This window comes from Leptothoe sp. PORK10 BA2 (assembly GCF_034932105.1).
GTDB lineage: Bacteria > Cyanobacteriota > Cyanobacteriia > Phormidesmidales > Phormidesmidaceae > Leptothoe.
Map to the genome: position 1 here is coordinate 1 of NZ_JAYGIG010000052.1, position 21409 is coordinate 21409.

Here is a 21409-nt window from a genome sequence, read left to right on the forward strand (position 1 = left end):
TGTTCTGCCGTATTCGCGGTTACCTATCCACTCTACGCAAACAGGGGCATAACGTTCTGGATGCCCTCATGGGATTGTTCTCTGGAAACCCTATAACTCTCCTACCCCAGCCTGAGTAGTTACGATATATCAACTAATACTGTTGATAGCCCCATGGTCTCCCTGAGAAAGGTGTGGAAAGGTATGAAACGTTATAATTACTCGCCCCTTCTGCTTTTAGCTGTCATCGTGACCTGTGTTGCCTGTGGCAAGACGTCTGATGCAGCATTTCCACCCTCCCCAACCCAGGAACGGGGAACATTGACTGACGGGGCCACCAAAACGGTTTCTGGCCCATTGGAGGATCAGCCCCTGGGTACAACTGAAACCCAGGTAAACCTGCTTAAATCAGACGATGGGGCGCTGTCTGACGGAACAGCAGCGACTGACACCACAGTGACTGTCGGTGACACAAAGGATGATTCGAAGTCACAGCCTGACGACACAACAGCTGTGAGTTCTCCAAATGATTTGGGTGTTCAAGAGTCCGTGAATCTATCTGACAATACCAATAATGTGATATCCGATGAGCCTCAGGAACCCAGAGTTGAGGTGGCTGAGATGAGAATACCGGCCGAGAATGAAGTGCCTGAAACCGTTATTCTGGTGTCGCCGTTTCTCGATGTTGAAGAGATTGAACTGCTGCCATTGGATGATTCTGTCGCTGATGATAAAAATCTGTAACTAGTCACCGCAATAGTGACTCGCTATTGAGAATTGATAGAAAAATACAGGTTGCAAAAAGTGCATAATTCAGGTTGAGCCTACATTCCGCACTTCCAACTGGCACATTGAGTATTTAAATGAAGCAACAGGGATCACAGCCATTTTCTCTGACAAAATTATCAATAATCAGCCTTAATTGAGAATCGACGCCTTGTAGTTTGTTTGAACTATAAGGCGATGAAACCCTTGCCCGAAAAAGGTTCGATCGTTAATACCTGAGTGTGACACTTCAAAGGGCGGAATGTGGGGTTGAGTTTCCGTACTACTAAGTTTTCGTACTACATATAGGCTATTCGGCTCAGTCCCAGACCTGTGGGATCAAATCATGAAGAATTATGGTGCCGCTACTGCTTTGGCAAGATCCGCCGATATGCTTACATACGTACAGCATTCGTTCATCATCGGCTTAGCTATCGCTAGGGCGATGGACATGGTTATTGATTCTTTTCCTCGTTGTTATTGAGGGCAGTTTATGTCAGATGTGGTTGGCCAAGGTCGCTTGGTGGTGACAGATCCTGCTGTGGTAGGTAACTCCAGGCATTTTGGCTTTCAAGTTAGTCAACAACAGATTCAGTTTTATAACCTATCTGACCCCACAACTCGCTTTACACCATTAGAGTGGTGGACTGCTATCCAGGGCAGCCTGTCGACGCCAGAAATAACAACTATAGCCGTAGTAGGACATGTGGTATTGGCCGCCTTGCCAGCAGCCCCTAACCCTGCCTTTTCAGATATTTCCGTCGGCGTCGGCAATGTGGCCGGACAGCCAGTCTTTACCTTGACGGTGCGTCAGCTCCAAGGGACTCCCTTCGGTGTCAGCGCCAGCGGCCACGTAGCTTTTCAGGACTTAGATATCACCTTTACCCAAACGGTTTCTGGGGTCGTCCTATCCGGTGGGGTCAAGGTTATCGTCCTGTTTGATCCCCTGGTGCAGCCCGTGGCCCTTTCCCCAGCTTGGAACAATGGAGCATTGGTGTTTGCGGCAGCGGGGTCAAAAGTGCCTGTAGGTCAGGTGGGCGTCCTAGAGCAGACCCAAATTACGGTGCGTTCGGCAGCGCCGTTTTCCTGGGAGGCGCTGCAGATTTTATATACGTTTGAGGCCGATCCCGGCGGCCTGATTCGAGATACGTCTGGGCAGCAACCTCCCATCGACCTGACGGTCTATACCCCTGAACTGGTGTCTTGGTCAGAGGGTGTTGTAACGACTAAGCGGGGAGCTGCGATCGCAACTGCTCCCCTGCGCCCAGCCCAGCCCCTACCCCAGCCGCGACCGACGCAGCGATTAATCAAGGCTTGTCAGGCCACTCGGGAACTGTCGGTGGTCCTGTGGTTTAAGCCCACCAGCAACAGACAGGAGGGACCAGCCCGTTTGATTACCCTGTCGTCTACCTCGGATGACCAAAAGCGCAATTTTCTGATTGCCCAAGAGAAAGATCGCTACATTGCCCGTCTGCGCACCACCATGACGGATGAAAATGGTCGGATAGGAAGCGGAAATAATAGACAGGAAATTCTGCAATCTCCGGCAGGGTCGGTGCGTCTAGAGCCCACCTATTTAGTATTCACCCGATCTGTCAGTGGGGCCGATGGGGCCAAAGTCTCTTTTTATCTCAATGGTGAACTGGTGGAGTCTGCTCGGGTCGAGGGGGACTTTAGTAACTGGCAGAACTTCGAACTCACCATCGCCAATGAATTTAAGTTTGAGGGCACGCGACGCGCCTGGGAGGGAGAATTTTATCGAGTGGCTGTGTACAGTCAGGCCCTCACCCCAGAGCAAGTGCGCCAGCAATATTACCCCCATGTGGTGACCACTGGTGAGCTGCAGCTGCTGCCTCTGCTGCCAGCGCCGTTGGATCGGACGCTGGCGGCGACGGTAGCCTATAAAAACGATCACAGCTTGATTTTGGCCACCGCTGCTCAGTCCGATCAGAAGTGGCTAGCTACCCCGCAGTTTCAGTTTGATCAAATTACCCTGTCCTGGAAAAAGGCTAGGGCTGCGGGAGAAAATAGTCCTACTCGTTGGGTTGTAGAGTCCACAAGTGCGATCGCAGCTACCCTGTGGGGGACCAATACATTCACCCTAGTGCCGAAGGGGGCTGCGCCTCAGCCGGAGCAGTTTTTGCCCTTGGTGCCCCAGCCTCGACAGACCTTAAATCTGCGTTTAGAAGGGTTGGGACAGCTCAAGGTGAATAACTTTGAACTCCAGTCCGATCGCGTTAACGGTCGTCCCCAGTGGGAATTAGTCGCCGATGTGCGAGAGTCTGAGATCGATCTGCCAGGGATTGATCGACCCTTTGACTTCAAGACAGACTTTAAGCTGACCTCCCTGGACTTAGTCCTTGAACATGTGCAAGATTCTTTTCGGGCTGTGGACGAAGACCGAATACTGCTGACGGGGAAGTGGTTGGGACAGTCCCTAGGCTTCTACGGCGTACGTTTAGCAAATCGGTTTCTATTGCGGAGTGCCACCCTATTTGAGTTGCCGTTTAACCTCACCCTGGGGCCAATTTATCAGCCAGGAACCACCATTTCTGTGGCCGACCAGGTGACCATGTGCCCCACACCGGGCTGTCGTCAGGTGATGAGCCTGGATGTGCTGATCGAACTTAGCAGCGCTGGCTTTATGGCGGTGGTGAACAGTCGGTTTCCCTGGCGGGACACCTTTGGTCGGGAACGGATTCTCCGCCTGCCAGAATTTACCCTATTTGACCTACCCACGACGCCCAATGCGCTGTTGGCTGAGGCCATAGCGCAGCTGACTGCCCATGCTGACAGCATCTTTGCGCCGGTGATCCAGTCAGAAAAAGATTTCTACGGGATCCCCCTGGACAATCAGCTCTCCCTAGTTTTTGCCGAGAATGCGGGGCCTCCCACCAGCCAGAAGACTCTCTTGCCGCCCGTGCTCAGCCAGAACGCCCCTCTGACAGCGGGACTGCTGCAGCTGGAGCAGTCCGACACCCAGGCCACCTTAACCCTAGACCTAGCTGGCAAGAGTGCTAGCACCGTTAAAACCGACTACGACAGTTTTCTGCGGCAGCTGTCTGCCCGGGCCAAGGGAGCGGCTAGCTTTGCCCTGGTGCGGCAGCGCCTAGCCGAACGGTTGCCAGTGGCGCTGGCCCAAGGGCTGCAGTTTACCTATGGCTACACAGGGCAGACCGTGGATCTGGTGGGCGGAATGAGGCTGCGGGTGGAGTACCAAAACTACCAGTTTGTGCATCCGGTGGACAAAACGGCTGAAACTGGCTTTGTCAGCAGCGGGATGGCCCATTATGCTCTGTCTCTCCAAACGGATGCCGAGGGAGACTATCTGAGCTTTGATCCTTTTTTGGCGGCGGTGCCGGTTGCCCTGGAGGGTCCCAATTCGGGGATTAGCGGTCTGATCGATCTGCTGCGACCGGGCTATCGTAAACCCTTCTATCAGCTGGTCTACCCCGATGAGTTTTTGGCTGCTAGCGGTCGGGTTGGGGCGGAGCGGGTGGCCATATTGGTGGGGGCCGATGATTTCAATACTCTGCAACAGGCTGCGGACTATTACATCAAACCCAGTGCTGCCCGCAGTCAGCCGCCCGCCAACGTTGCCCTAGCCTATTTCCGAGGACGGGCCACCGTGGTGCCGGAGATCGCTATTTTTGTACAGGAACAGCCGGAGTATGTGCCCGTGGGAACAACCCTGCGACAGCTGGCGGAGCGCTATGGGCATGCGTCTTTGCGGGGGCGGCTGCAGCGACTGGTCCATGAGGGGGTGAACAATGCTGGGGACTATCGATTTGTAAATCTCGGCCATCATGCGGCAGCGCTCGATCTCCCCTTGGTGCAGGGCGATCGGGTCTACTTTTAGGGGGAACTACCATGGCAACTCCCCACTTTGAGAGTTTAGAGGCCGGGTTTTATCACTGGGTGAATGGGCGCGCGGCTCCTGGTGCCGAGGAGGGGACGATGCCCGCTGCTGTTGAGGTGCTGTTTGTGGATCTGGCGGCCGATCCGGCTATGGCGGTTCCCCCGCTCAGTCTGGCGGCGAGTTGGGCGATCGCAACGGGTGTTTATTTGTTTTTGCCAGCGCGGCCTAGGGATTTGGGGATGGTGCGATCGCAACTCCTAGAACTCCGCCGCTCTCCGGCCTATGGCCAAGTGCGGTTTTTGTGGCTGAGCAATGCCGACGAGTCCCTGGCCCAGTGGCAGTTCCAAAGTCTTTCGGTGGACGGCGCGCCAGCCGACAGTCGGGTCAGTCGGCTGGCGGCCTTTGACTTGGGTGGCTATGCCCTGACCATTCCCAGGAGAGCCACCATTGCCCCCGATGAATCTGATAGCGAATCCGGCTTTGTATGCAGCACCGAACGGGCCTATCTGACCACGGACTATGGAGATCAGCGCTTAGATGGTGTGGGGACATCCCTCCAAATAGCCCTGACAGATACTGGAGGCAAGTCCGTTGGTAGTTGGCAGTTTGCCCTCACCCTGACCCGACCGGAGGATGGGAGCGATTCTACCTATGGGGAACTAGCCGCCCTGGATATTGGCTTTCGGCTCTTTTTTGTCGATCCGCTGTTTTCCAGTGATGCCGAACTGTTTGGAGCCGGGGTTTTGTACCAGTCCCTGCGCTATCCCCTCTGGGATGAAGCCGCCGCCCAGCGCTACCCAGAGCATGGGGTGACCCTGCAAGGCTGCTGGGATCCACTGACTTGCGATCGCAGCTTTTTTAGCTTTGTCTCGCTGCCAGACGGCACCTTTCCCAGTCTGCCCTCGGGCTATCGCACCAATCTGGGCTACACCGTATACCTCACGCCCCAGGCCAGTAGTCGTCTGGTATTTGCGCCCAAACCAGGGTCCAGTTTGGACCTAGCGGCACAGTCGGCGGGGCTGTATCTTTTACCCCAGGGCGAGTTTGCGTTAGCCGCCCCCACCCACCCAGAGAATCTCCTCGGGCAGCGCCCCGACTATGGCAATAATCTCATGTGTGGTCTCTCTGGAGTCGAGTACATCAAGCTATTGGAGACAGGCACTTACACCATTGGGTTTGTCCCCAGCCAGCCAGCCTTTGCCCCGCGCTATACCTCCAGTCAGGGCCTGATCCAGCGGCTGCGAGATTTGATTGGTTTTCCTGACCAACGCCCCCTCCCCACAGCGCCCCTAAACAGGTACAGCAGTTTGACTGACCTGTTGGGAGAAAGTCGGGCTGAGAAAATTTTGTCCATCCTCAATACCCTGCTGGGAGAGTTTTTCGCCACTGGATATCGGCTACCCGAGAAGGATCAGGAATCGCTGCGGCTGCTGTCTAGTAATCAACTGTCAACCCTGGGTGACCTGGAAGATTGGTTTCAAGGGATACTGCGGGCCAGTCGGGTCCAGGATGATGGCGGCGGTGCTGCTCCGGCCGGTGATCCCGTCGCCTTAACTCCCAGCGCAACGACGGCCTGGGCCTATGTGCGCCACCCCAGCGCTACCCCCGTGTACTACGCACAGCCGGACCAGTCGATGCTCTACAAACCGTCTACCCATATAGATCTGCTCAACTTTTTGGAAGTCCCAGCAGCAGATCTCTTAGTGGCGTTAGACGATGCCATCCCTGGCCCATTTCCAATGTTTCCCTACGGTAGTTTGCCAGCGGGCATTGCCGACTGTCGTGAACTAGAACTCCAGGTGATCAATCCGCTGCGGCGGGCTCAGATTCAGCAGCATTACGAGCGCCAGGGAGAGCTAGAAGCGCAAACGTTGGGGGTGCGGTTTGCCAATGGGACTGGACCGAGCCTCCTCAGTCTGGCTAATGTTGTTGCTGGTGTCGGGACCGCCAGTACCGAGGCTGTCGTGAGCGGCACCACGTCCCAGGGTCTGCTAGCCCGATTTAAGGAAGACTATAGCGAGATGACGGCATTGGTGCTGGCCCGCTCTAGCAAAAACGATCAGGATCAGTTTCTTCAGTTTCAAAATATTGAACGGGGTTCTGCCCTTTGGAGCGCCTTCCAGGCCAATCAACTATTGCTCATTATCGATGATGCGGAGGCGTTAAAATCCTCCTTTAATGACCCTGATAATCCGGTTCAGACCATCACTCAACTCACCATCGATGGCTGGACTTTTTCTTTGGATACGGTGAATGACGCGGGCGAATTGCTGTGGCGACCAGACAGTGTGCTGCTCTTTAAGTACTACAATAAATCGCTGCTGGAGCTGATTGAACAGCCCAGCCTGTGGTCCCAGGCGGCCACCTTTGTGGGGGATGAGGCCAAGGTGGCTGAGGTGCGTCAGCGGCTGCGGACTAAGTTGGAACTTGCGATCGCACTGGACACCGACGCTACGCCCCCAAAAATCCGCAAACGCTACGCCCCCCTGGCCAACATTGCCCGCAACCCCAACTGGTCTGGCATCCTGGGCATCAATATTCCCGTCCCCCCTACCGATGGGTTTCCCCCCGCCCTAGAGACCCTAGCTGGCGGCATCAACAAACCCTTCTTCGCCCAGTACGTCGGCGTTAACGATACGCCCATCCGCACCGAAGGCAGCTCCCTAGTGGCCGAGCCCTCTTCCCTATTTGCCCTGATCGACTATGAAAACCAAGACGCACCCACCGCTCACCCATCTGGCTATAACTTTCAGGTATTAAGCCTGCGAGCCTTGTTTGAAAACTCCCGCATTACCGACTTTGACAGTGAAATTGGCGTCACCATAGATAAACTATTTGGCGAACGCACCCAGCTTCAAGAAGATGCCAAGGGTAACAATCTCAGTGGGCGCAACCTGATCACGCTGCAGGGCAGCACCGAAAACCACAACGGCAAGCCCACCTATGCCTTTAGCTTTAGCGGCAACAACCGCTTCCTGATGCCCAACAGCGCTATTTTCAACTACATTGACATCATCAAAGCCCAATTTGCTTCTGCGCCCATCCCCGAGGGAGACAATCCCACCATTACCGGTCGCTTTTCGTTCTGGATCCGCCTAGGCTTCCGTAAGCTAGACAAATTCGACGCCTTCTCCTTTGGCCCTAGCGAAGACTTACCCACCGAAGACGATATCAAATATCAGCGGTTTTTGAGCGCTTCTAATCTGGTGGTGACCCTGTCCTTTCCTCGCAATAACAACAAAGAGCGTACCTTTGCCTTTGTGCCCGACGACCTGACCTTTCAGCCCGGCAAACCAGGAAAGACCCTCGGTGAAAACAGCTTTCGGCCCACCAGCCTCTATGCCAAATTTCCCATTACCCTCAAGGGCTTTATCCAAGGTCAGGGTAAACCCAAGGGTGTGTTGGATGTGAAAACTGCCTTGGGCAAAGCGCCGCTTGCCGGTGCCTGGTATGGCCTGTCCTTTGACATCGACCTGGGCAGCCTCGGGGCCTTATCCAGTGTCACCAAGCTGGTGTCCAGTTTAGTCATTCTCTGGCTGCCCAACCCTGATCCAGCGGCAGATACCCGCCCTGAGCCCCAGGTATACGTAGGCATAAAACTGCCCGGCCTCTCCGGTGATGTGCTGGGCTTCCCCCTCCAAAGCGTGATCAAATTCTCCTTCAAAACCGCCGAATTTTTGTTTGATCCGGCGAAGAATAACCCTGAAAAGTCCACCTACTTACTCAAGCTCAAAGCCATTGTCCTGAAGCTGCTGGTGCTGTCGTTGCCCCCCAATGGCCAAACCGAACTGCTGATTTTTGGCAACAGCGAGGGGCGCGATCAGCCCATCGGCTGGTATGCCGCCTACGCTAAGGAACCTGCTCCACCCGCCTCAACCGGCAACCCATCCCCGAATCGGCGTTAGCCATCAAAAAATCAGAACACGCTATCTTTCCCCTTCCCCTCCTTTTCTCCCTTAAAGAAATGACTATAGAAGAGATCCTCAACGCTGTCACTACTCCGATTATCGAACTGATCGGGGCAATCAATCGAGAGTATAAAACCAAGTTTCCCGAGCTATTATTTCCGAGTGGCAGTCCCCTGGCGAACATTTGGAATACGCTGGTCAAAGTTCGGCGGGGCAACGGGGAGGATGCCGACTTTTCTGCCGAGGGTGTCTTGGATTTCTTCCCTTTTAACTTTGGGAAAAACCTAAAAAATAATCCCCTAGAGGGCAGTTCCTCAACGGATAACCCGCTGGTCATTAAGCTCAAGATCATCATTAAGAACCTGCCGGACTCGTCTTAGGCGACCTTGGTTTTTTCCTAGGGGCGCGTAGGGACTACACTTGGGCGCTCCTATGATTCTTTCACGGTCTGGCTTTGTTTATTGTTGTATTTCTCTTAAGGAGCATTCATTATGCCTGCTGATTCCCAAGTCTATTTTGGTATGGTGCTAGAACTAGGGGGAAAAGAAATCTCCCTCGAACCCCAGACCGCCATTACAGAAATTAGAACCAAGGGTATTGAAGTAGCCCTCCCCCCCGACCAGACGGTCGAGATTGGTGGCGTAGGTGAAAACCTCAAAAGTATCCTCGATTCTCTCAACGTAGAGTCCGATAGCTTCCTGGAGATTAGGACAGAAACTAGGAACGGACAAGTAGTGAAGATAGCAGAGATTAAGGATTTACCTGATATAGAGGTACTTAAAAATATTGTTAACCTGCTATTCAACGCTCAGCTGGCGATTCAACAATTCCACGTCAAGGTGCCCCCCACCCATCGAGTAGGTGCCACCCCTGCCGACCCACTAGTGCTAATTCCTGCGACAGAGCGGGGCGATACCCGATATACCATCGGTCTATCCGCCACTTGGATCGGTGATGCTGGCGTCTTGTTCGGCGATCCCCAGACCGGCTTAAAACTAAAAGGACTGTTTTTCAAGGCTAGTAACGAAGGCATCTAGGACCTAGCCCATGAAGAATGGGTATGTCTGAGCAGCGCGATACCACCGGTTGAGGCATTGAGAGCAGGGCTATGACGTCATCATCTTTGACTAAAAAAACAGCGGTCAGGCCCACGGTCGGCGTGGTGGTGGAACTCACCGCAGGGGGAGACACCGCCACCCTCTCCATGGAGAGGATAGACCAGGGGGCAATAGTCTATCGCGGGGGGATGCCACCGGGACAGACATTACGGCTTGGGGCGCTGCTTGAGGATGTGTTTAAAATCGAGGCCCTGGCCTCCATGCGGTCGTTGACGATTACAGAGCTATCTCTGGAAATGCGTCCTGCCTTGGAGGCCTATGCCTTCAAAATGGGTATTGCCAATGCCTGGTCTTTGGAAATAGAGACCAGTGGTACCCCTTTAAGGTTTAGCGTCGATCAAGTCTCCGTTTCCCTAAAGAAATCTCCCCAGGAGACATACTTTTTTCTACGGGGGGATTTTAGCCTCGGGTTTACGGGGGGTGCTCAGGGAAAATTTTCCCTGTCTGTGAGTCGGATTGTGACTACGACCCCGGCCAGGGGAGAGTGGGTACTATTGGCGAAGGCCAGCAATCTTGAGTTAAAGCCCCTGGTTGATCGCCTGCTGGGGGAAGGGCAATTAACCGCCGATTTTGGTCTAGATCAGCTTACTATCCAGGCTCTGGAACTGGAACTTATTCAGGAAAAGATTGTTGCTCAAGCAGGCACACCCGCAACGACTCGGTCTCTATACCGTTTTTATGGTGCGATCAATTGGGGGTTTACCATTGCGGGTGAGCCGATCACCGTGGTGGCCAGCGCCGATATTAGAAACTATACAGAAAGCCGCAACGCCACCGGGAGCCTAGTCAGGACAAAGACCGGCATCGCGGGCAGAGTCGCTGGCTCTATTGAGCTATTTGAGAAAACGGTTAAAGCTTCGATTTTCTATGAGTTTTCGCAGTCGCTAGCACCGCCGCCGCCAAGCACTGCTGAAAAACGCATTGGGTTTGCAATTAAGATTAAATCGTTTGGTCTCACGGGACTCTATAGCAAGAGGACCGTTTCTGGCAGAGTTTTTGAGAAAATCGATTTTGGCTTTTCAGGCACGGTCAATATTGGCGACTTAATTAGCTACGTTGTCAGTTTGTTTGATCCGAGTTTAGAAGACTTTGAGCTGGATGCCCCTTGGGATCGCCTTGGTAAAGAAAATATCGATCTCACTAAGCTGACAGCGAGTATTGATCTCACCAACAGTCGATTTACCTTTAGCTATGGGCTACCGGTTGACCTGGGTCTTTTCAAGATCACTGGCATTGGGCTTGCCTACGAGAAAGTTCCCGGTTCAGCCCAATATCGTCCCAATATTAGTCTCAATTTGGTGATTCCGGGGCTGCCGGTCACAACGGAATCGTGGGACCCCGTCAATGAGAATCCTCCTAACATTCCCGGTCAAGGTGTCCAGGTCTTTGACTTACAATTTTTGGCGGTGGGTCAGCGGGTCACCTTCCATCCCGACATTGTGGCACGGGCTCGCAACATTACCCAGGTGATGACGGTGCTGCGGCAAACTATGGGGGTGCTGCCTCCGGCCCAGCGTCGTCAAAATCCGTTGGCGGCTCTGCAGGCCCGGTTGCCGTCTCCGGCTCCGGTCAGTATTGATCCAACGGCAACCATCACACTGCCAGCGGGCAGCAGCCCGATTGTCTTTAACCCCAACAGCGGTATCTTGCTGGGGGCACAGTTCTCCGTCATGGAGACCCTGGATATGAGCGTGATCTTTAACGATCCGCTGATCTATGGGCTGCGCATTAGCCTTTATGGGGCCAAGGCCAAGCTGTTTGCGGGGCTACAGTTCGAGATTCTCTATCGCCGCGTCAGCGATACGGTGGGGGTTTACCACGTTGAGCTAGCCATGCCCGAAGCCATGCGCCAGTTTGATGTGGGGGCACTGGCGGTCACCTTGCCGGTGATAGTGGTGGATATTTACACCAATGGTGATTTTGCTATTGACTTTGGTTTTCCCTGGAAGGGAGACTTTACCCGCTCCTTTGCCATCCAAGGTTTTGCTGGACCCTTTCCGATCTTGGGGTTTGGCGGTTTCTACTTTGCCAAGCTAAGTGCTGAGACCGCTACTAGTACCCCCGTGATTAGCAATGGTACCTTTAGCCCGGTCTATGAGTTTGGGCTGGGTCTGAAGATTGGCCTGGGGCGCACCTTTAATAAGGGCGTGCTCAAGGCGGAGATTAGCATTACTATCCATGGCGTCATTCAAGGGGTGGTGGCTCGGTTTAACCCCAGCGACCCGGCAGTGGCTAGCGATGATTATTTTAAGATCCAGGGGGGTGTTTCCCTGGTGGGTCGCCTCTATGGTGTCGTTGACTTTGGGGTGATCAGCGTCGATGTCGAGGTGCTGATCCGGGCGACGGTGCTGTTTGTGGTGGAAGCCTATCAGCCCACCCAGATTGTCCTCGAAGCTGAGGTGTCGGTGCGGGCTTCAATCAAGGTGTTGTTTGTGCGGGTGAGGTTCTCCTTTAGCCTGACGCTGCGTCAATCCTTTACGCTGGGGTCTGCTTCGCCCACCCCCTGGAAGCTGGGGGCTCCACCCGCCACCGCTGGTGCTCGTTTTGCGCCTGCCGCTTTTAGTATGCCGGTTGCTTTTGCAGCTGAGGCCTTTGCAGCCGAAGCTCTTGAAGTTGAGGCCATGGGGCCAGAGATGGTGACACCCATGGCCTTTAGGACCCTGGAGGTGGCTACGTTTGAGACGGCGGATTTCACCGCACCCGATGAGACTCCAGCGAACTTATCTACGAGCGCTGCCGCTGATATTACTGCTAGCAGGAGTCCCTGGGCTGCGGTAAAGTTGCCCCTGTCCGAGGAACAAAGCCGGATTGACCTTTACTTCCAGCCAGGCTTCACCCGAGTTGATCAAACGGTGGCCGGGGTGGGACTCCTGTTTATTGAAAACTCAATGCGTTCGGATAACCCCGACGAATTTGCTGACAATGCTAGTAGATTCGATACTGATTTTGATCAGCTGGTGAAGGCGCTGCTGCTGTGGACGCTCCACAACTATGGACCCATTGACGCCACTCAGCCGCTGGCCCTAGCCGACTGGGAAGCCCTCTACGATCGCTTCATTGCCGAATTTGAAACCGCCAACCATATTCCCCATTTTTTAGGCCAGCTCTATCTGTTCCTGGCAGAAAATTTTGTCTTTGAGATTTGCGATCGCATCACCGCCCAGAGCGAGCTAGACGGCACCTTCTTTCCCATGGTGCCGCCGCTGGCGATGACCATCAATGACGCTGGGCCGATTAATTTCCAAGCGAGTCATTTCACCCGCAGCCTCGATCAAATTCAACAGATCAAAGACTATCTAAAAGCACTCCAGGTCCGCCCCGGCAGCGCCGTTGAAAGCTCAGCCCCTGGCAGCTCAGCGGATCCAACCAGTGCCGGAACGGATCGCCTCTCCCTGGCGGACTATTTGTTCGCCGATTACTTTCTGTTGTTGATTCGCTCTGGGCTGCAAAGTGCCATTGACTATCTCGAAAGTCGCGCTGCTGCCGCCCGAGAAGCCAATACCCCCGTCCCGGTCGAGTCTGTTCAGAATGTGTTGGATGCCCTGAATCGGAATGGCGCCTTTAACCACCTCGCCGGGACCGCTTCTCGCTACTTCCTCCATGGGCTAAGACTGCCCATCCTCCCCGACCCCATGACCCCTCCTGTCGTGGTGTCCGCTCCTGAGACTTGGGCCACCCAGGCCCTCTACGTAGCAACGGGTCAACAATTTAATATTGCTACCACCACTTCGACAGAAGGCACAGGGGAAACGGCCAGGGAAATTATCACCCCCACGCTCAACAAAATTAAGCTGAGCAATCCTACCGGGCTCCCCTGGATACAATTTTTGGACTACGGCGAAGCGACTCCACCCATTCAGCCCAATGGGACTAGTCTCACCTACGTTCTCAGCCCGTCTGACAAAACATTTTTGCAGCAGCTGCCGGCGCCGGGGTCTGCTCCGGACCTGCCTGAAGAGATTGTGCTGCTGCCTTTCTATAAGCCTGCCCCGCGGCAGTACACCCTGCGGCAGCGTGTGGTGGTACCAGGAGGGACATTGTGGACGCTACCGGCAGATCTGCGCGCCTATATACAGCCCGACCCACAGGCTGAGCCCCTCCCGGCAGCGCCAAACATTTTCTTTAGCCTTGCTGATGCGATGGCTCAGGGAGCGCCAGCGCTGGCCAATGCTTTCGTGGCGTGGTCTACCAAGCTTAAGGTGACCGTGCGGCGGCTAGGGGCAGACAATGTCTATCAGCTGGAGGGCACCGATGAGGTCGGGAAGGATCTGCTGGAGGCAGTTCGCACTCAAGGGGGAACACCGACCTTAGAGCTGTTGTACCTCAACTCAGATACTGCCCAGCTGGAGTCCTCCCATGCCGATGTGCTGTTGTTAAAAACAAATCTCTCCACCCGCAGCCAGTCCTCGGGTGGCATTGGGATTCTGAGTATAGCGGCGGCGGCAGACATCCCAGGGACAACCTACCGGGCAGCCCTACCTGGGGCCGACGAAGACGGGACCGCCTTTTTGCAACTGCTCTGGGAATGCAGCACGGTTAACTCGGGGGGCTATTATTTGGCCTATGGGCCAGCCGACGGCGATGGGTTGCCCGCAGCTCTCTTTACCGACGGCGTGGCGGCGGAGCTGGTTTTGGTGATCCATGTGGCTAATCCATTGCAGTTGGCCAACCAACCTCAACAGGTGCAACCGTTTCACAACTGCGTGCAGGTGACAACGCCCCTGAGTGATGCCCAAGCCGATCTGCTGGCGACGCGGGTGGATGCACAGAATCAGGTAGCCGATCCGGTGCAGGTGCTGCAGATGCCAGCGGGCCATTTAGGGGTCCAGCTAACGCGTCCGGCGATCTCGGTGGACTCCAGTAATGGCACGGCCAAGGATGAACTGGAAAATCTCTATCAGCTGTTGGGATATCGGCTGTTGGCCAATGAGTTCTTTAAGGCTACACCAGAGGGTTTGCCCATGGGGCCAGCCAGCGATGACCCCACTGACGAAAAACTGCCCTGGCAGTACGAGCGGGTCATACCGGTGTATGGCTTGGCGGTGTCGGCCGCAGGTCCGCCAGCCCCACTGCCCTCCCCCACGATGAATCCCTATCGAGGGGTGGGGGCCACCGCCACGCTGCAACTCGAATGGCGGGATCTCTACGGCAACGTGTTTAAGCAGTTTGAACCGCCGCCACTGCCCGTGCGCTATTTTGATCCGCTGTTGGGTCTAAACCAGTGGCCAGCGCTGATGGAGCGCTATCGGTTTACGCCGGGAGCTGGGGGAACCGCCAAGCTCACTCTGTCACTGCAGCTGGATACCAGTCAGTATAGTGCCACCCCCGGCAGCCGGTTTGACGATGTTCAGCGCAAGACCCGCGCCGCCCGTGAGACCTATCAACAGGTGTTTTATCAGATCCATCAGCCCGATGTGACGGCAACGGTGGAAACCTCGGTGCTGCTGGCGGGGGCCGACCCGGTGCAGACGGAAATTTTGGACCGGGCGGATCCGGGCAGGACAAAGCCCCAGCTGCCGGACTTTGTCGATGAGGTCTATCGCTATCTATCGACTCTAGAAGGTTTAAGGCTGTTGTCCCACCTCGTTCAGTCGGGGGAAACGTTTGGGACGATTGCCACTGACTTCCGTCTGCAGGTGAAGGATCTGGCTACGGAAAATCAGGAGAAAGCAGGACTGTGGACAGTTGGAACGCCGCTCGAAATACTGGTGGAAAAAGATCTGAGCGCTGGCGACAGGTTACAAGATATAGCGCTAGCTGCGCTGCGGGCTGAGGCGTTGCTAGCAGACTTGGAGACGGTGGGTGCGATCTTATCTGCCCAGACGACGCCCGATTTTACCCCAGCCCAGATTACCGAGAGAGTCTACGCGCTGGCCCTGTACCATCGCCATCGGGCAGGGCTGGTGCAGGATCAGCTGGGGATTTCCATTCCCGGCAAGGCTGACTACACTACCCAACCTGGCAATACCCTAGCGGAGATTGTCGCGGCTACCGAGTATAGCCTGACTCTCCTGGCCGAGGAGGAGGAGCTGCCGGCCAGCGGGACATTCTCTGTGGTGGTCGTAAACCAGTTGGAGGTCTACCATGTGCGGATTTTCGACGGCAGCGGGAACAGGGTGGTAGAGAATGCCGTGTTATCCAATGAGACCCTGATCCAACAGCTCAATGCTGTCAGGCGTCAGGGGAGCGAGGACGAAACCCTAGAGGAGCAAAAAAACAAACGCAAACTCACCCTGCAGATCGCCGCCAGCCTGGACCAGCAGCTGCCCGTCGCTGATGTCTCGATCATCGCCTTGGTGGACTACTTGGAAAGCGGCCAACCGACCAACGGCGGTGACTATTTGAGTCCCCAAGTGACCTTGCCAGTACCGTTGGCCTATAGGTATCGGGTCAACGACAGCCTGGCAGACATCCGCGATCGGGTGAAAGCGGCGCTGGGGAATGAAACCATCGCCATTGGCCTGGATGCCGAGCTGTTGACGGTGGCGGATATCGCCCTAGCGACCGAGACAGCTTTGACTGCGGGCATATCTCTGGATATTCCAGGCCATCTCAACCTCGGTGGGCAGGATCTGCCCTCCCAAGCTACGGTCGGTGCTGGCAACGCCAAGCTGGCAGATTTGGTCACCACCTTAAACCAGCCCTGGGCGAATGCCCCCCAGCAGCAGATTAAGCTTGAGGCTGTGGTCACCACTAACCAAACCCTGGTGGGTCTGATTCAACCGGGAGTCCCCCTCCAGACTGCCCTCGAAAGTTGGCTGACGCTAGATGGGAGGGGTGTGCCCCCTGGCCTCCAGGCTCAGGTGCAGCCCTTCCTCAGTGCGGTGACGGTGAATGTCGCCACTCGCCAACATGAGACTTTCTACAGCCTCACCCAGATCTTTGAACAGATTCGTCAGGCTCTAGTAGATCTCGTGGCCGGTGCCCCCGACCCAGCCGATCCGCTGCTCAAGGCCCAGGTGCAGCAGCTGCGCGAACGGCTGAGTCGCAAGGTTTCTTTGGCGGAGGTTGCGATCGCAACCCAAACTCTCCCCCTACTCCAACCCGGCGCGAGTCTCATCGTGCCTCCCTATGCCCTAGATGTGCCGATTTCCTTTGACCTCACCGGCAGCAATGCCCCCGTCTATCCTCAGCAGCTCATTTTCCCCGTGACCGTACAGGTCACCCTACAGCGTAGCCCAGAGCTGGTTGCCGAGACGTTGGTTCCTGAGGAGACACTCGAGGGTGAACGAGAGCAGGTTCAACAACAGTTAGCCAAAGCGGTCCAGCAATCCACCGCCTACCTATCGCCCCACACCATGGAGGACGATGCCCGATCCGCCAGCTTGGCAGGCTTTGCCCAAGACTTCCAGGAGACTTTTGCTGGACTGCGGCTAGCCACCAGCGACAACCGTAACCCCGGTTTCCCCGGTGACCCCACCGGCCCGAGCCAGTCCATCTGGGCGGTGCGCCTGGGCCAGGGAGGCCTCACCTACAACATAGCGGCGGCGGCTCCCCCCAACAACCCCTTGTTCTTTGCCCCCAAACCCCTGGCCAACACCCTGATGTCTGGCCTGGTCAACCTCAGCGAGAATGAGTCTAAGCGCTTTGATGCCATTGACCTCAACCTGCTGGGACAGAACTTCCTGCAGGCGGTAGAAGATTTCCTCGCGCCCAAAGTCTCCATGCCGGCGGTGCGCCTAGGGGCCACAGCAGAGGTGGATAGGATTTTAGATGCCAAGGATGCTCTGGCGGACGCTATTAGTGCCCAGGTAGTATCGCTGCTAGATCTCCCTGTCCCACCCCAACCAGCTGATATACAGGCGGCCGCCGAGGCCCTCAAGCAAGAACTGAAAATAAACCTGGCGGCCGCCTATGCCATCGAGACCATCGTTCAGTACAATGTCTCCGTCACCAACACCGATCATCTGTCCGATACAGGTGACTTCCCGGTGCGGCTCGCGGGTCAGCCCACCCTCATCGGGGCTCGGGATGCGACCACAAAAATCGACATTGCCGATCTCTCTGTTCTAGACTTTACCCTCTCCCCATCTAAAGTCTCCCTAACCCAGCCCAGTACCTATCTCACCTTCTTTTTTGATACTCAAAATCCCGACAAGTATGAGGATATCGAACTCAACCTGACGTTCAAGAGTAATGAGCTGGAATACAACATCAAGTCTGTTGAAGGCATTGATGGCTACCAGGCATCCGACTGGCTGAGTTTTATTGTCCAGGATGACCCCGATCCGTTGGGGCATGTGCAGATTCCCATTCCCCTGCGCACCTATCCGATCCCCCCCAGTTTGGTGTTGCAACAGGCCGAGCTAGACCCCGATGCGGTCGGCGACGATCTGGCCAACGTCCGCCAGTGGCAATACGTTTACACCTATGAGCACTTGGATGTCGCCCAGGATAGTCTGGAAAGCGATGTGCGCTACAATTTGGTGGGGATGCCAGCACCTGCCGCCCTGGGCATTGTGGAAGATAGCAGCGCAGAAACCCTGTTTGATGCCCTAGTGCGGTTCAATCAGCAATACCCGGAGATTCAAAAGATTTTTGAGCAACTGGCTGAGGCGGATACAGCTCAAAAAATAGCAGTCGTTAACGCTAACGGAGCGGCCACAACAGCTATCACTAACTTTGCCGAGTCTGTCCGCCAGGTGGCCGAAAAATGGGCGATCTGGCAGCCGCCAGTGTTGTCCAACAGCGGGGCCACCGGGGTAGACTACACCATTAATGAAGAAGATCCACCGGTCTTAGCGGGGCAACCAACGCGGAAGGAAGTCACCATTGAGGCTCCTGTCCGCGTTGTTGATCCAGTCATGTTGCCCCAGGTACTGCTGCCCGGTTATCGGCTAGAAGAGAGTATAAGGCAAGACTCCAGTCCTACTGTACAAAAACAACTCTACCAATTTGTTGAAAAATCACCCGAAGAGGCTGCTCTGGACCCGGTCTATGGTGAATCGTCCATCCCCGATCGCACCCTGATTATCCAAGATCGCGATATTCTGGCCCAGCAAAATGCCTGGAGTGGGATCTGGCTAACCCGCAATCGCCAGTTGGTGTCCGCTGCCCCGACCAATCCTGCTTTTGTCTTCCAGACGCCCCAAGTGCGCTTTAGTAACTGGGTGACACCGCTGTTGGTCAATCGCCGTCCCTGGAATATTGCGGCGCTATCGGCTGACCCTCGGCAGACGGTATCGGCCCATTTACAACAGCTATTTAAGACGGTTTTACCAGATGCGGCCCCCCAAGCCTATGGTCTGCGGCTAGACTGTCGCTATGCCTTTGCCGTGGCAACGGTGGCCGATGAGCAACTGTTCTCGACGGTGCCGGTGCTGCTAACGCCTCGGATTGCGATCGCAAAATCCACGACTATCTCCGACCAGTTTGTGACCGCGTTGTCGGATGAAATTGAACGCTGGCGGCGAGATAATCATCCCGTAGAAGCTCCGCAGTACCAGGGCCGCTATCAGTTCACCCTAAATTTATTCTCGGGCCTAGATGTCGATGCCACGCTACCCCTGCTAAAGATCGAGCAGCTATACATTCGGCAAGGGGATATTAACTGGCCGACATCCTAGATAAAACTGGCTGACTGGCGATGTCGCTAAGCTGATGGGCCACCCCGGCTCCGCCAGTCTTGTGCTCTGCTTTGGATAAGTCCATAAGGCATTCCAGGGCTAAACTGCACGACTATGCTTTCAGCATATCTGATACAGTCTTAAGTATTTATGCTCATGGCAAACCTGGGATGCACCCAACTAACCGCCTATCTTTAATCCTGGACAGCACAGGGGCATGGGTAGAGTAGGATGTAAATTTACGGCTGTTATTACCCAAGGTGCCATGGTCCGGCAATTCATACGGCGTTTTTTACGATGGCTGAGGGCATTACTATCTCAGATTCGCGGCTCCAAAGGTCGCCCGCAAGATTCACTGATCCTCAAACGGTTACCATCAGCTCGGCAAAATCTCCTTCCTAGTCCCCACGGCTCGCCCGCCCCTGCGGTCAACCCGTTCGTCTCCGATCATGGGGCGGCAGCCCACGCCCATGCACCCGCTCAGCTCCATACACCAGTCGCCACCGTAAAGACGGCAGCTGAGGCTGAGGAAAGCGAGCGTCCCACACCACCTCTGAACCCAGATTCCAATCGACTCAGCAATTCATCGAATTTCGAGGTCTTGCTTAGCGACTATACCTATTCTCCGAGTCCAGCTGTACAGGAGCTGAAGCAGCAGTTATTTCGCCCTGACTCCACAGCAGCCATCCCCAAGGCTCGCTGGACGTCAGAAAAGACAATTGCCGCTCCTTATAATCTACTGGGTCAATCTGACCCAAAATCACCAGCAGAATTTCCCATAGAATCGCCAACAGAATCACAGCCCAACCCAGGCAGGCAGCCTGAGAGGGGAGCAACGCTCTACCCGGTTCCAGAGATAAATAATCAGCTGCAACAGGCACCCCAGCCACAAAAAAACACCCTAGAACAGACAGGAAATCTAGAGAATACAGAAACCCTCAAACAATCTCTAGAGAACAATTCGAAGTTCCTAGAGAGAATGTCTGACAAGGGCAATGAGCCCAGCTCTCTCCCACCGCCATCGTCCGATCTATTCCCATCCCCATGGGAGGATCAGCTTGTTGTTACAGGCAGTCTCCAGCCCCTTAAAACACCGCTAGTTGACTCGACATCTCCTCAGTCGATCACCAAACAGGGGATCGTAAAATTGTTATTTAAGCTGAAAAAGAGTAATTCTCATGGTTATATCGCCCCCCACGATGGGTCAAAAGACATTCTCTTTCACCAAAAGTATATTAACGATGAGGTATTTTGCCAATTAGCCCTGGGGGTAGAAGTGGAGGTGACGGCCCACATCACCGAGGGCAAAGCCTATGCCGACCATATTCGCATTCTATAGGCTCCTCTTTGCCAGCCAACAGAGACCTTTGACACCTATGCCATCATCCAGCATGTAATGAAATCATGACATGGTAAATCACTAGTTCGTTTTTTTCGAACTTAGAATTTGAGAGTAGTTGTTTTTCCAGGCTCACTATGGTTGCGATCGCAATAGTCTACTTCTCCGGCCAAGGACACACCCATCAGATGGCCGCAGCATTGGCCCAGGGTGTAGAAGCCGCTGGCGGCACTCCTCATCTGCTCAGAATTACTGGCGAACAAATCGTCAACGGGCGTTGGCAAGATGACTCCACCCTAGCCACCCTAAAGGCCGCCGATGGCATTGCCTTTGGCTCCCCCACCTATATGGGCGGTGTTGCCGGTCAGTTTAAGTGCTTTTTAGATGCCGCTAGTGAAACCTGGTTTCACCAGGGGTGGAAAGACAAAATTGCCGGTGGATTTACCCACTCTTCCTCCCCCAGTGGAGATAAACAGGGCACACTCCTGTACCTGGCCATCAATGCCGCCCAGCATGGCATGCTCTGGGTGGGCGCAGCAGAAATGACCAATCCTGAAAGCGGTGTGAATCGTCTGGGTTCCTTTATGGGCGTCATGGGCAATAGTGACCTGGATATGAGCGGTGCCGCCCCCAAGGTGGACCCCGGCGATCTAGAATCGGCCCAACGCTATGGGCAACGATTGGTGACCATAGCCCAAAAAGTGGCTTAAGCCATGGGGTTTGACTTGACCACCACAGCTGTTCTGGACCAGCAATTATAAATTCAAATCGTATCAGTTGATACAGAAGCTTTCAACTTCTTGAAGGTGAGCATATGAGGGTATCATCAGCTTAGGAGGAATTAGGCCGCCGCCGTGAGCGTCGAGGCGGTAACG

Annotated in this window: 8 protein-coding genes; all 8 read left to right on the forward strand. The window is 54.9% G+C overall.

Features of this window, described 5'->3' with window-relative positions:
- The first annotated feature begins 183 nt into the window (after window positions 1–183).
- Entirely contained in the window at window positions 184–723 is a 540-nt protein-coding gene (locus VB741_RS12100; RefSeq protein ID WP_323365437.1) for a hypothetical protein, read from the forward strand.
- A gap of 514 nt (window positions 724–1237) precedes the next feature.
- Window positions 1238–4603, forward strand: a complete 3366-nt coding sequence (locus VB741_RS12105) for a LamG-like jellyroll fold domain-containing protein (protein WP_323365438.1) — start codon at window positions 1238–1240, stop codon at window positions 4601–4603.
- 11 nt (window positions 4604–4614) lie between these two features.
- Window positions 4615–8508, forward strand: a complete 3894-nt coding sequence (locus VB741_RS12110) for a hypothetical protein (protein WP_323365439.1) — start codon at window positions 4615–4617, stop codon at window positions 8506–8508.
- Between the two features lie 59 nt (window positions 8509–8567).
- Window positions 8568–8891 carry a hypothetical protein gene (locus VB741_RS12115; protein ID WP_323365440.1) on the forward strand — a complete coding sequence of 108 codons (324 nt, stop codon included), beginning with the start codon at window positions 8568–8570 and terminating at the stop codon, window positions 8889–8891.
- A gap of 111 nt (window positions 8892–9002) precedes the next feature.
- Complete coding sequence (locus VB741_RS12120; protein ID WP_323365441.1) at window positions 9003–9548, forward strand: hypothetical protein; 546 nt, start codon at window positions 9003–9005, stop codon at window positions 9546–9548.
- Between the two features lie 71 nt (window positions 9549–9619).
- Complete coding sequence (locus VB741_RS12125; protein WP_323365442.1) at window positions 9620–19195, forward strand: hypothetical protein; 9576 nt, start codon at window positions 9620–9622, stop codon at window positions 19193–19195.
- A 265-nt stretch (window positions 19196–19460) separates the two neighbouring features.
- Window positions 19461–20534 carry a cold shock domain-containing protein gene (locus tag VB741_RS12130; protein ID WP_323365443.1) on the forward strand — a complete coding sequence of 358 codons (1074 nt, stop codon included), beginning with the start codon at window positions 19461–19463 and terminating at the stop codon, window positions 20532–20534.
- A gap of 137 nt (window positions 20535–20671) precedes the next feature.
- The gene (locus VB741_RS12135) at window positions 20672–21244 is read left to right on the forward strand and encodes a flavodoxin family protein (RefSeq protein ID WP_323365444.1); all 573 of its coding nucleotides are present in this window, start codon (window positions 20672–20674) and stop codon (window positions 21242–21244) included.
- The last annotated feature ends 165 nt before the right edge of the window (window positions 21245–21409 follow it).